Genomic DNA, 10,374 nt, shown 5'->3' with positions numbered 1-10,374 from the left:
GGCCATTACGTCCCCCAGGCGGATTTTGACCTCCCTCTCCAGGGTTCGTGCCCGGAGGGCCGGTGTTGGTGGGTGGGGACAGGGGGGCGATAGATTCGCGGGCCATGAGCCCCGAGACGAAGTCCCCATCACGTGAGCCGGGCCTCGGAAGTCAGTTCCTGCTGGACGGGGTCCAACGGCTTTCCACCGAGACAGGCAGCTCCGATGCGCCCCTCACGCCGGGCGCCGTGCGGCTCCGCGCGCTGTGGACCCTGGCGAAGGGCTCGGGCCTGGTGCTGCTGGGCGCCGTCATCATGGGGGGCCTGGTCTGGCTGCGCATTGGCGGCGACGGCGGATGGGCACAGTTCCTGGTGGCGCCCACGTACTTCCTGGGCGCCGCCTATGTCATCGCGGGGCTCACGGGCCTGCTGACGGGACGCCCGTGGGACCGCACGCCCTTCTGGGTGAAGCTGCCGATGATGATCCTCGGTGCCCTCCTGGTGTTCACGGCCGGCATCGTCATCAGCGTCGTGGGCATGGAGGCCCTGCGCTCGGACACGGACTCAACGCAGGGGGCTCAGGTGGGCGCGAGCGAATGATTCGAAGTCGCGCGGCGCGCGGCCGTGCCCCGGAGCACAGGGGCCGTCACGTTGCCAGGGCACAACCCTCTCAAAGGCAATAGGTCCAGAGGGTGATGAGGCCAATGCCAGGCCAACACTTCCGGCATCGGTCGGTGGACTTCTCTCTGGTTAATGCAATTAAATCAAATTAAGCGGCTTTGACGCGTAATTTCGCTCTTGGTAGGGATCAGGCGTCCCGGCAATCGCATTCCCGAGCGAGCTGGGACGTCACCCCTGCATGGAGGCGATGTGATGAAGCGTCAAAGCCTGTTCCTGGCCTTGTTGGTGTTGCCGTTGCTGGCGTGCGGCGGCATGGACGTGCCGTCGGAGGAGACGACGTCTGACGTGGAAGTGGGCAGTGTGGAGTCGCAGCTGCAGCCCAACTGGGCGTCGTGCAGTGGAGACTCGGACTGCGTCTCCAATCGCTGTGGCTGCAACGGGGGCACGACCCGCGTGTGTCTGCCGAACTCGACGTATCCGAAGCAGTGTGGCAACTGGACGGCGTGCAGCAGCGATTCGCAGTGCACGTCCAACTGGTGCGGCTGCAACGGTGGGCAGGTGCTGGTCTGCCTGCCGAACACCAGCTATCCGAAGTACTGCACCTGAGCCGTCCGCGCCGCCGCCCGTCGCCCGGGCGGTGGCGTGTTTCCCTTGGGTGTGCGGCTTCAACGCCAGACGTTCATGTGGGCTCGGGCGAATGATTCGAAGTCGCGAGGGGGCCGGCTGGTGACCCGGAGCACGGTGTCCGTCACGCGGTTCTCCGCTCCGTCCCGGATGGACGTATCGAGCAGCGTGAGGAAGCGCGCGTAGATCTCCGGCATGCCGGAGGCCTGAAGGTGCCGTTGGGCCTCCTCCGGCGTCGCATGCACGTGCCGGATGGGGCGGCCCGACACGCGGGACAGGATGGCCGCGAGGTCGTCGTAGCTCAGCGCCTGGGGCCCGGTGATGACGTGCGCGGTGTCATGGGACACGGCATCCGCCAGCGCCCGGACGCCCACCGCCGCGATGTCCGCCGCATCCACGAAGCCCACCCGTCCCTGGCCGGTGGCCGTCACCAGCGCGCCGTCGCGTTGGATGCTGCCCGCGTGGTGGTGGCTGGGGCTGATGAAGTTCTGCATGAACCATGACGGCTGGAGCACGGCCCACTCTGGCGCGTGCATGCGCAGGAAGTGGTGCACCTGTCCCAGCCCCGGGCCCGCCTCCGGCACGGCGGACGCGGAGAGCAGGACGACCCGCCGCACGCCGCCATCCAGCGCGCGCTTCAGGACGGAGGTCATGAGGACGGACGGGTCCTCCACCAGCGCGGGCGCCAGGACATACATCCGGTCCACGCCCTCCAGCGCGGCTTCGTGCGTGGATGGATCCGCCCAGTCGAAGCGCACGTGTTCGGCGGCGGCGACGGGCGGCCGCGTGTCGCGCGTGGCGGTGCGCACCGTGAAGCCCTCCGCCGTGAGCCCTTGCGCGATGGGACGGCCCGTGTTGCCGGCGGCTCCGATGACGAGGATGCGCGTCATGCCTGCTCCCGGGTGAAGGACTCGAAGGCGCCGCGGGGTGCGGCCAGCGGGTTCCAGTATTCGCGGTAGTGCACGATGCGGCCGTCGCGCACCTGCATCCGCATCACGTAGTCCTGTTCGTAGGGGATGTTCCCGGGCAGCAGCGTCGCGGAGCCGTGCACCTCCATCCAGCCCGTCGTTTGATCCACGCTCGGGTAGCGCTGGACGTTCGTGAAGGTGAGCCCCTGGAAGTGCCTGGTGATGGGCGCGAAGTAGGCGCGGATGGCTTCGATGCCCTCCAGCCGGGCAGAGCCGCCGAGCGAGGGGGCATAGGGGAACTCGACGATGGCGTCGTCCGCGAAGAGCGTCAGCCAGCGCTCGACGTCCGTGGCGATGAGCGCGAGGTGCGCGTCCATCAGCCGTGCCAGGTCAGGGGAAGTGCGGTCCATGTGCGGCCTCCAGCAAGAGGTGATGGACCAGGAATAGGCCGCCCGTTATGGACGCTCCATGTCACTGCGTCCAAAAGAACTGTCTCCAAGTCCAATGCCTCCGGATGGAAAGACAGATGTGGTCTCCGACGTGCTGGAGACGCTGCGGTTCAAGACGCTGCTCTTCGGCCGCTTCGAGCTGGGGGCACCCTGGGCGGTGCGCATGCCCCGCAAGGCCAACGCATCCTTCTACGTGGTGGCGCGCGGAAGCCTGCGCCTCCAGGTGGAGGGCACGGCGAAGCCGGTGTTCCTGTCCGCCGGAGACGTGGTGCTGCTGCCCCGAGCGCCCGCGCACGTGCTGGATGACGGCGGCCGCCGCACCCCTGCCGCGAGCGACTTCATCCCGTCCCAGATGCTCCGCCCACCCGCCACGAGGCTGGGGGGAACCGGGCCGCTTACCACGCTGATCACCGGCTGCTTCCAGTTCGGCGCGGACCCCTCGCATCCGCTGCTGCGGGCCTTCCCCTCCATCATCCGCCTGTCCACGCAGGAGGGGCAGGGGACGCCCTCGCTCGCCGCGAGCGTGCAGCTCATCACCGCGGAGACCGCCCTGCCGGGGCCGGGCAGCGCGCTGGTGCTGGGCCGGCTGGCGGACGTGCTGCTCGTCCACGCGCTGCGGGCCCAGACGTCACTTGGAGGAACAAAGCAGGCGGGCTGGAAGGCGCTGGCGGACCCCGCCATCGGGAACGCGCTCGCGCTGATGCATGAACAGCCCGGCACCCCATGGACGGTGGAGCGGCTGGCTCGGTCCGTGGGTGTGTCGCGCTCCGGGTTCGCCGCGCGCTTCCACGCGCTGGTGGGAGAGACGCCGCTGCACTACCTGGCCAACTGGCGGATGATCCGCGCCGCGCGCTGGCTGCGTGAGTCCACCGACAGCCTGGACACCATCGCCGAGCGCGCCGGCTACGAAAGCGGGCCCGCCTTCAGCAAGGCCTTCAAGCGCCGCTGGGGCGTGGGGCCCGGAGCGTATCGGCGTGCGCCCACGGACAGTGGAGCCGGCGGGCCCCGTGTTGACCTGTAACAGCCATCCGTAGCGAGTGCGCTCCATGCGGAGCGCACTCGCACCACCACCCGTGCGGCCGCGCGTCAGACTTCAGCGCGCGCCGCGGGTCTTGGCTTTAGTAGTAGCAGCGCCAGTAGTCGTACCCTTCCCCGTCGCAATAGCAGAAGGCATGGCCCACACCCCCGGGGCGAATACACGTACGCGGGTTGGCCCCAGCAGATGGACATGACATGCCATCCAACACCTCGCACTCAAGCAATGCCGAGGAGGTGACGTCGGGCGCCGTCTGGCTTGCCGTGTCATCCACGGTCGCGGGCTCCATCGCGCCACCACAGCCAACGAGCAGCCCGAACATCAACGCTGAAATAAGTCCACGCATGTGTCCTCCAGGTTGAGAGTCATTGCAAGGGTAACACTACTTCGTGATTGAACTCAATATGCCGTGCAATGTGTCGCAGTACGTCAGCACCGCGTCTGGCATGGCGTCTTGACAGCCCCTGACGGAGAGTGAGTCTGGACGGCTCAGGAGCAAGGGCTGCCTTCAGCTGTCAGGAGTTGCTGGCTGTAAGTCGCGCATAATCTGGAAGGCCTTATTTCTCCCTCCAGGAGTGTCCCCCATGCATTTGCGCCTCCATCGCTTGTTCTTCTCCGTCACCTCCTCCCTGGCCGTGGTGTCCACGCTGTGCGCCGGAATGACTGCTTCGGCGGATCCGCTGACGGGCGTGTACCGGGGCGAGGTGTATTCGCAGCCGAACGCGGTGAACGCGTACTCCACCTGGCTGGGCTTCGACGTGAAGATGGGGCAGGGGCATCAGGCGAAGGACTCGTGGGGCAACATCGAGAACCCGGGCTGGCAACTGGGCGCGTGGCGCACCTGGGTGAAGGCGAAGCCAGGGCGGCGCTTCAACTATTCGGTGGCGATGTTTCCCAGCGGGCAGGGCACGCTCGCGGCGTGCGCGTCTGGTGCGTATGACCCGCGCTTCAAGAACCTGGCGACCAACCTGGTGGCCTACGAACTCCAGGGCACCATCATCCGGTTGGGCTGGGAGTTCAGCGGCAATTGGATGCCCTGGTACTCTGGCAATGGCCAGCAGGCGAACTTCGCCGCGTGCTTCCGCCGCATCGTGACAGCCATGCGCACGCAGCAGCCGAACGCGGGCTTCGAGTTCGACTGGAACCCGAACTACGACATCTCCGCCGCGGACCTGAGCGCCACGTATCCGGGCGACGCGTACGTCGACTACATCGGCCTGGACATGTACGACCAGGGCTGGAACGGCGCCTATCCGATTCCGGCGGGCTGCTCGGGTTCATGCGCGCTCACGCGGTGGCAGTCGGTGTGGAACGCGCAGTTCGGTCCGGCGCTGACGAAGTTCAAGAGCTTCGCCCAATCCCACAACAAGCGACTGTCCGTGCCGGAGTGGGGCGTCAACGACGCGGCCACGAACGGCGGCGGGGATGACACGTACTACGTGCAGCAGATGCTGGCGTTCATCTTCAACCCTGCGAACAACGTGGGCTACCACTCGTACTTCGACATCCAGGCGCCGGACGGTCACCACCAACTGTCCAGCGCGGACAACAACGGCGGCAACACCTTCGTCACCGGCTTTCCGAATGCCGCGGCGGCCTTCAAGGGCTTCTACGCGAACCAGAACCCGCAGCCCGCGCAGCTCTCCACCACGAAGGCCACGGTGAGCCCAGCGACGGTGACGCGCGGCCAGTCCTTCAACGTGACGGGCACCGTGACGTCCTCCGCCGCGCTCACGCTGGTGGTGAAGTATGAGATCCACAACGCGACCGGCTCCGCGCTGGCGACGTCCACGGCGTACACGAACCAGGCGTTCACGGCGGGGCAGACGCGCGGGTACACGTCCGCGTTCACCCTTCCCACGTCGCTGAGCGCGGGCACCTACCGAGTGGACACGCTCGTCTACACGGCGGACTGGTCGCGGACGCTGCTGTACCGCAACGACACGACGTTCACCGCGAACTGATGGGGGGGCGGCGCCTTGCAGTCGATGCCAGCTCCAAGGCCTGCTCCATCGTCTCCGCCCACTCCAGCAGGCATGAGGGGTCGACCACGAAGGTCACTTCAACGCGGGTCTTCACGCTGGAGTAGTACAGCGTGAAGGCCGGCTTGTATGGGCCGCAGTGCATGCCTTCGCGCATCCCGACCTCCATCGTGCAGGTGGCCTCGTGTCCCTCCGGTTCCAGGTCCACTCCGAAGTCCTCCTGGGTGACCTGCCAGTGGCGCAGGTGGTCCAGCAGGTCCTCCATGCGGTCCCGCAGCACGACCACCTGCGGGAGTCGGAACGCATAGTCCTCGACCACCTTCCCGGCGGGGGACCTGTCACGGCTGAAGTAGGTCCCCGTCGTGCGCAGCTCGAGGAGCAGGCACGGCTCGTCGTTGATGCGAACCGGGCGCAGGATGGCGCCCTCCAGGGTGTCGTAGCCAGCGTTCGAGGGAAGGCGGAAGCTCGTGCTCAAGCCTGCGCCCTGACGGGCCTCACGGCGCTGAACTGACGGGCGTCACCAGCAGCCGGACCGCCTCCACGACGGAGCGGCGCCGCCGGCGGAGCTCCGCGGGCGTGGGCGGCGTGGCCGTGGCGCAGTACGATAGCGGGAAGGCCCACGTCTTGGACAGCGCCAGCACCAGTGCCAGCAGCTCGTCCGACGCGAAGTGCTTCGATACCAGCCCCTCCTTCTGGGCCTTCGCGATGGCGGCCGCCTTGTGCTGGTTGCTGCGCGCGACAGGCTCCGGGATGTCCACGGAGGGGCCGTGCTCCAGCTCGTACCAGGTGGCAGCGATGGCCTCGCCGCCGCTGCACCTGGTGCTGGGCAGTGACGCGTTCGAGCTGTCACAGCAGAAGCTGGACGCGCTCAAGGCGGAGGACCAGAAGTGGAAGGACCTCTCCGTGTCCACCGACTTCCCGGAGGCCCGCGCTCCGGCCCCGCGCCTCTGACGGCTACCAGAGGTTGCGGCCGTCCACGAACTTCACGCGCACCGCGTCCAGGTTGAAGTCGTTGAACAGGCGCGCGTTGAGGCCCACCTTGAACCTGCCGGGCACGGGCGCGTTGTCCTCCCACGCGGGCATGTCCGTCCACGTGCCGCAGCCGCACTGCTGGCAGTGGTGGTGCGCCACGGGCTCGTTGCGCGCGTAGGTGGCCACCTGGTCGCGGCTCATGAACGTCACCTGCTCGGGCTCGTAGTAGGCCCAGAGCACGCCGCGCTTGGAGCAGAACGTGCAGTTGCAGCGGGTGACGTCCCTGGGCGGCGCGCTCACCTCGAACCGCGTCGCACCGCAGTGACAGCTTCCCTTCAAGGTCCCGGCTTCGCTCATTCCGCCATCATCCAGAGCGCGACATTTCCTGGAAGCGCGGTGCGCGCACGGTGTTCGTGCGTCGACGCTCGCACCGTGAGCACGGGTGCCTTCCGCATGCCTTGACAGGTCTGGGGGCAGTCGTGAGGATGCAAATCATTATCAACTTGGAACCAAGAGACGAGGTCGCGCGGTGGACGCGATGTTGAGCCTCGCCGCGCTGTGCTTCTGCGTGTCGGCGGTGTCGTGGATGGGCGTGGGTGGCCGTGCGCGGTGGAGCGCGGCCGTGCCGGGGCTCGCGTCGCTGGGGTGCTGCGTGGGTGATTTCGGGTGGGTGGCGGGGCTGCTGGTGCTGCTGGTGCTGGCGATGACGGCGGCCTCGGCGCTGGTGCTGGTGCTCTCGTCCCGGCCTTCGCGTGCGCGCACGTTCGCGTGGGTGAGTGGCGTGGCGGGACTGGTGCCGGTGGCGCTGATGGGCGTGGGCCGATGAGCGCGGGTCGCGGTGACAAGGCTGCGAACCACTCCGTCGCGCGGACGCTGGCGACGGTGCTGGGTGCTCCGCTCGCGGCGTTCGCGGTGGGCGCGGCGGTGATGGCGTTCCTGCCGGTGTCGGGGCCGTGGGCCTTCGCGCTGGGCTTCCACGTGGTGCTGCCGGTGTGGGTGGGGCTCGCGTGCGCGTTGCCGCTGGCTCGGAATGGCCGGGTGGCGTGGGGCGTGTGTCTGGCGGTGGTGGTGCCGGTGGCCGTCGCGCTGGTCGTGCGGGGGCCGCGATGAAGCTGTCGCCCCGGACGTTCCGCATCCAGTTCGACCTGCATGCGTGGGCGGGTGTCGTCGCCAGCCTGTTCCTGTTCGTCATCTTCTTCTGTGGCGTCTTCGCGATGTTCCGCGAGGAACTGGAGGTGTGGCAGGAGCCCGCGCTCCATGTCGCGCCGCCCTCGGGGTCGCCGCCGTCGTTCGACCTGATGCTCGATCGGGTGCGGGAGCAGGGGCGGCTGCCGCGCGGCGCTCACGTGGGAATGCTCACGCACGAAGAGACGCGGTTCATCACTGCGTACCTCTTCGAGCCCACGGGGATGCGCGTGCTGTGGCTGGACCCGCTCACCGGCACCGCGCTGCCGGAGCGCAGCCGGCTGGCGAGCGAGCTGTACTGGATGCACTTCTTCTACCGGGTGCCCTGGGGGATGGAGTTCACGGGCCTGGTGTCGGTGGCGCTGCTGGTGGCGCTGGTCAGCGGCCTGTGGATCCACCTGAGGGACCTGCGCGCGCAGTGGTGGCGCTTCCGGCCCACGGTGAAGCCGCGCTTCTCCGCGTCGGACGCGCACAAGGTGCTGGGCGTCTTCGGGCTGCCGTTCACCGCGATGCTGGCGTGGACGGGGGCGGTGCTGTGCCTGGCGGGGCTGGCGGCGCAGGGCTTCGGGAGCACGGTGTACCGGGGGCAGGCGGACCGGGTGACGAAGCTGCGCGGCTACAGCACTCCCGTGCGAGAGGCGGCGGGAAAGGACGCGCCCATGCTGTCGCTGGACACGGTGGTGGACCGGGCGCGCGCGTCGGTGCCGGGCGCGGAGGGCACGCCCCGCTACGTGGAGCTTCACGGCTACGGCGATGCGCGTGGCTGGGCGGGTGTGTACTTCCAGTTGTCCCCGCTGGGGCCGGACCACTTCGCGCACGTGGACAGCGTGAGCGGAGAGACGTTCGGGTCGAGCATGGAGTCCCGCACGCCGAACTTCACCTTCGAGCGGCTGCTCTTCGACCTGCACGCGGGCCGGTTCGCGGAGGCGCTGATGAAGCCGCTCTACGCGCTGCTCTCGCTGGCGATGTGCGCGGTGCTCGTCACCGGCAATCTCATCTGGCTGGAGCGCCGAGACCCGCTGCGCACGCGCAGGGGCAACCGCGTGCTGGAGCGGCTGACGGTGGGGGTGTCCGCGGGGCTCGCGTTCGGCACGGCGGTGTATTGCGCCGCGAACCGGGTGCTTCCGTGGGCGATGGCGCGGCGGGCGGACTGGGAGTTCGGCCTGTTCCTGGGCGCGTGGGCGTTGGGCGTCGTGATCGCGCTCGTGCCGCGAGGGTCGTCACTCCGGGTGGGCAGTGTGCTGTCCGCGGCGGCCGCGGTGCTGTTCGGCGCGGTGGTGGTGGGCGACGTGCTGACGCAGGACGTGAACCTGTTCACGGCGCTGTCGCGCGGCCTTCCCCCGGTGTTCATGGCGGAGGTGTTCCTGGCCGCGATGGCACTGGGCTGCGGCGGGCTCGCGTGGGGCCTGCGCAGGCGGAAGACGGCGGTGCCCGTGTCCGGTGGTGCCGCGACCGAAGGGCCCCTCGTCAATGCGTGAGGCCCGAGCGGCCGTGAAGCGCGGCGGGCGCGAGAGGGACTTCCCAGCAGCGCGGTTGTGAAGCCTGAGTGCACGATGCGCGCCAGGCCCCAAGTACCCATGCGGTCCACCTCGCATCCGAGGCGGTCCCCCTGGGCGCGGTCTTCCAAAACCTGTCCGACAGTCGGACAGGTTCGTGCTGCGCGGGGGGATGGCAGTCCCGGAGCAGCGGACCTCCAAAACCTGTCCGACAGTCGGACAGGTTCTCGCTGTCCGGGCGGAAGGGCCCGGGCCACGGACTCTCAAAAACCTGTCGGACAGTCGGACAGGTTCCCGCTGCCCGGGCGGAACGGAGTCCCCGTGCCACGGAGTTCCAAACCTGTCGGACAATCGGACAGGTTCTCGCTGCCCGGGCAGAGCAGTGGCTCCTCCGTGGCACGGACTCTCAAAACTTGTCCGACAGCTGGACAGGTTCCCGCTGCCCGGGCGGAACGGAGGCCCCGTGCCACGGAGTTCCAAACCTGTCGGACAGTCGGACAGGTTCCCGCTGCCCGGGCGGAGCAGTGGCTCCTCCGTGGCACGGACTCTCAAAACTTGTCCGACAGCTGGACGGGTTCTCGCTGTCCGACGGAACGGAGCTCCCGAGCCACGGGCTTCCAAACTTGTCGGACAGTCGGACAGGTTCCTGAGGCTTGGGCGGAGCGGTGGCTCCTCCGTGGCCTGGACTCTCAAAACCTGTCCGACAGTCGGACAGGTTCTCGCTGGCCGGCGGAAGGGAGTCCCCCGGGCCACGGAGTTCCAAACCTGTCGGACAGTCGGACAGGTTCGTGCTGCTCGGACCGCGGAGCGGTTCCCTGCGCCACGGACTTCCGAGCCTGTCGGGCAGTCGGACAGGTTTCCGCTGCCCGGGCGGAGGGGAGCTCCCTCGCCACGGACTTCAAGACTTGTCCGACAGCCGGACAGGTTTTTTCGGTGCGCCGCCGACGGGGCGTCCCGGCGGGGTTCTCACCTTCTCACCCATGGGGACAACCTTCGTGTCCGCGGGCCTAGTGCTAGGGGGGAGTCCCTTCAACGCGTGACCGTGGCGCTTCCACGCGTCTCGAGGCGCGGCAGCGGGGAACGACATGCGGCCCTCGCTGGCGGAGACGTGCCAGACAAGGGC

Annotated in this window: 13 protein-coding genes; 8 read left to right on the top strand and 5 right to left on the bottom strand. The window is 68.4% G+C overall.

Annotated elements, in window-relative coordinates; genetic code table 11:
• Positions 1-104 precede the first annotated feature (104 nt).
• The gene (locus tag D7Y21_RS26225) at positions 105-578 is read left to right on the top strand and encodes a hypothetical protein (protein ID WP_121716415.1); all 474 of its coding nucleotides are present in this window, start codon (positions 105-107) and stop codon (positions 576-578) included.
• Between the two features lie 273 nt (positions 579-851).
• Positions 852-1,205 (top strand): hypothetical protein, encoded by a 354-nt coding sequence (locus D7Y21_RS26220; RefSeq protein WP_121716413.1) that lies wholly within the window; start codon positions 852-854, stop codon positions 1,203-1,205.
• A gap of 59 nt (positions 1,206-1,264) precedes the next feature.
• Here the strand turns inward: D7Y21_RS26220 and D7Y21_RS26215 are convergent, their stop codons facing one another.
• Positions 1,265-2,113: an NmrA family NAD(P)-binding protein gene (locus D7Y21_RS26215; RefSeq protein WP_121716411.1), complete on the bottom strand. Its 849-nt coding sequence runs from the start codon at positions 2,111-2,113 to the stop codon at positions 1,265-1,267.
• Positions 2,110-2,541, bottom strand: coding sequence for a nuclear transport factor 2 family protein (locus D7Y21_RS26210; RefSeq protein WP_121716409.1), 432 nt, complete (start codon positions 2,539-2,541; stop codon positions 2,110-2,112). The genes D7Y21_RS26215 and D7Y21_RS26210 overlap by 4 nt, the downstream gene beginning before the upstream one ends.
• Positions 2,542-2,659: 118 nt before the next feature.
• On the opposite strand from D7Y21_RS26210, the gene D7Y21_RS26205 reads away from it, so the two are divergent.
• Positions 2,660-3,601 carry an AraC family transcriptional regulator gene (locus tag D7Y21_RS26205; protein ID WP_233612285.1) on the top strand — a complete coding sequence of 314 codons (942 nt, stop codon included), beginning with the start codon at positions 2,660-2,662 and terminating at the stop codon, positions 3,599-3,601.
• 599 nt (positions 3,602-4,200) lie between these two features.
• Entirely contained in the window at positions 4,201-5,580 is a 1,380-nt protein-coding gene (locus D7Y21_RS26200) for a glycoside hydrolase family 26 protein (RefSeq protein WP_121716405.1), read from the top strand.
• Here the strand turns inward: D7Y21_RS26200 and D7Y21_RS26195 are convergent.
• Together D7Y21_RS26195 and D7Y21_RS26190 are read right to left on the bottom strand one after the other, a co-directional pair.
• Positions 5,567-6,073 carry a hypothetical protein gene (locus D7Y21_RS26195; RefSeq protein WP_121716403.1) on the bottom strand — a complete coding sequence of 169 codons (507 nt, stop codon included), beginning with the start codon at positions 6,071-6,073 and terminating at the stop codon, positions 5,567-5,569. The genes D7Y21_RS26200 and D7Y21_RS26195 overlap by 14 nt on opposite strands.
• 19 nt (positions 6,074-6,092) lie before the next feature.
• On the bottom strand, positions 6,093-6,356 hold the full coding sequence (locus tag D7Y21_RS26190; RefSeq protein WP_233612284.1) for a hypothetical protein: 264 nt from the start codon (positions 6,354-6,356) through the stop codon (positions 6,093-6,095).
• A 37-nt stretch (positions 6,357-6,393) separates the two neighbouring features.
• Between D7Y21_RS26190 and D7Y21_RS26185 the strand changes: the two genes are divergently transcribed.
• Complete coding sequence (locus D7Y21_RS26185; RefSeq protein ID WP_199724178.1) at positions 6,394-6,549, top strand: hypothetical protein; 156 nt, start codon at positions 6,394-6,396, stop codon at positions 6,547-6,549.
• Between the two features lie 3 nt (positions 6,550-6,552).
• On the opposite strand, the gene D7Y21_RS26180 is transcribed toward D7Y21_RS26185, so the two are convergent.
• Complete coding sequence (locus D7Y21_RS26180; protein ID WP_120561638.1) at positions 6,553-6,927, bottom strand: GFA family protein; 375 nt, start codon at positions 6,925-6,927, stop codon at positions 6,553-6,555.
• Between the two features lie 181 nt (positions 6,928-7,108).
• On the opposite strand from D7Y21_RS26180, the gene D7Y21_RS26175 reads away from it, so the two are divergent.
• The 3 genes from D7Y21_RS26175 to D7Y21_RS26165 are packed head-to-tail and all read left to right on the top strand — an operon-like array spanning position 7,109 to position 9,233.
• A complete protein-coding gene (locus D7Y21_RS26175; protein WP_120561639.1) occupies positions 7,109-7,396 on the top strand; it encodes a hypothetical protein in 288 nt (95 codons plus the stop codon).
• Positions 7,393-7,680, top strand: coding sequence for a hypothetical protein (locus D7Y21_RS26170; RefSeq protein WP_121716401.1), 288 nt, complete (start codon positions 7,393-7,395; stop codon positions 7,678-7,680). The genes D7Y21_RS26175 and D7Y21_RS26170 overlap by 4 nt, the downstream gene beginning before the upstream one ends.
• On the top strand, positions 7,677-9,233 hold the full coding sequence (locus D7Y21_RS26165) for a PepSY domain-containing protein (protein ID WP_121716399.1): 1,557 nt from the start codon (positions 7,677-7,679) through the stop codon (positions 9,231-9,233). Before D7Y21_RS26170 ends, D7Y21_RS26165 begins: the two co-directional genes overlap by 4 nt.
• The last annotated feature ends 1,141 nt before the right edge of the window (positions 9,234-10,374 follow it).

This window comes from Corallococcus sp. AB045 (assembly GCF_003668895.1).
In the GTDB taxonomy this organism is placed as follows: Bacteria; Myxococcota; Myxococcia; order Myxococcales; family Myxococcaceae; genus Corallococcus; species Corallococcus coralloides.
The sequence above is the reverse complement of the archived record's forward strand: the minus strand, read 5'-3'. Positions and strand labels throughout refer to the sequence as shown.

What these genes read in the sequence shown, in the direction of transcription:
- D7Y21_RS26225 (WP_121716415.1), top strand. Translation starts at nt 105, where the DNA reads ATGAGCCCCGAGACGAAGTCCCCATCACGTGAGCCGGGCCTCGGAAGT.
- D7Y21_RS26220 (WP_121716413.1), top strand. Translation starts at nt 852, where the DNA reads ATGAAGCGTCAAAGCCTGTTCCTGGCCTTGTTGGTGTTGCCGTTGCTG.
- D7Y21_RS26215 (WP_121716411.1), bottom strand. Translation starts at nt 2,113, where the DNA reads ATGACGCGCATCCTCGTCATCGGAGCCGCCGGCAACACGGGCCGTCCC.
- D7Y21_RS26210 (WP_121716409.1), bottom strand. Translation starts at nt 2,541, where the DNA reads ATGGACCGCACTTCCCCTGACCTGGCACGGCTGATGGACGCGCACCTC.
- D7Y21_RS26200 (WP_121716405.1), top strand. Translation starts at nt 4,201, where the DNA reads ATGCATTTGCGCCTCCATCGCTTGTTCTTCTCCGTCACCTCCTCCCTG.
- D7Y21_RS26185 (WP_199724178.1), top strand. Translation starts at nt 6,394, where the DNA reads ATGGCCTCGCCGCCGCTGCACCTGGTGCTGGGCAGTGACGCGTTCGAG.
- D7Y21_RS26180 (WP_120561638.1), bottom strand. Translation starts at nt 6,927, where the DNA reads ATGAGCGAAGCCGGGACCTTGAAGGGAAGCTGTCACTGCGGTGCGACG.
- D7Y21_RS26175 (WP_120561639.1), top strand. Translation starts at nt 7,109, where the DNA reads ATGTTGAGCCTCGCCGCGCTGTGCTTCTGCGTGTCGGCGGTGTCGTGG.
- D7Y21_RS26170 (WP_121716401.1), top strand. Translation starts at nt 7,393, where the DNA reads ATGAGCGCGGGTCGCGGTGACAAGGCTGCGAACCACTCCGTCGCGCGG.
- D7Y21_RS26165 (WP_121716399.1), top strand. Translation starts at nt 7,677, where the DNA reads ATGAAGCTGTCGCCCCGGACGTTCCGCATCCAGTTCGACCTGCATGCG.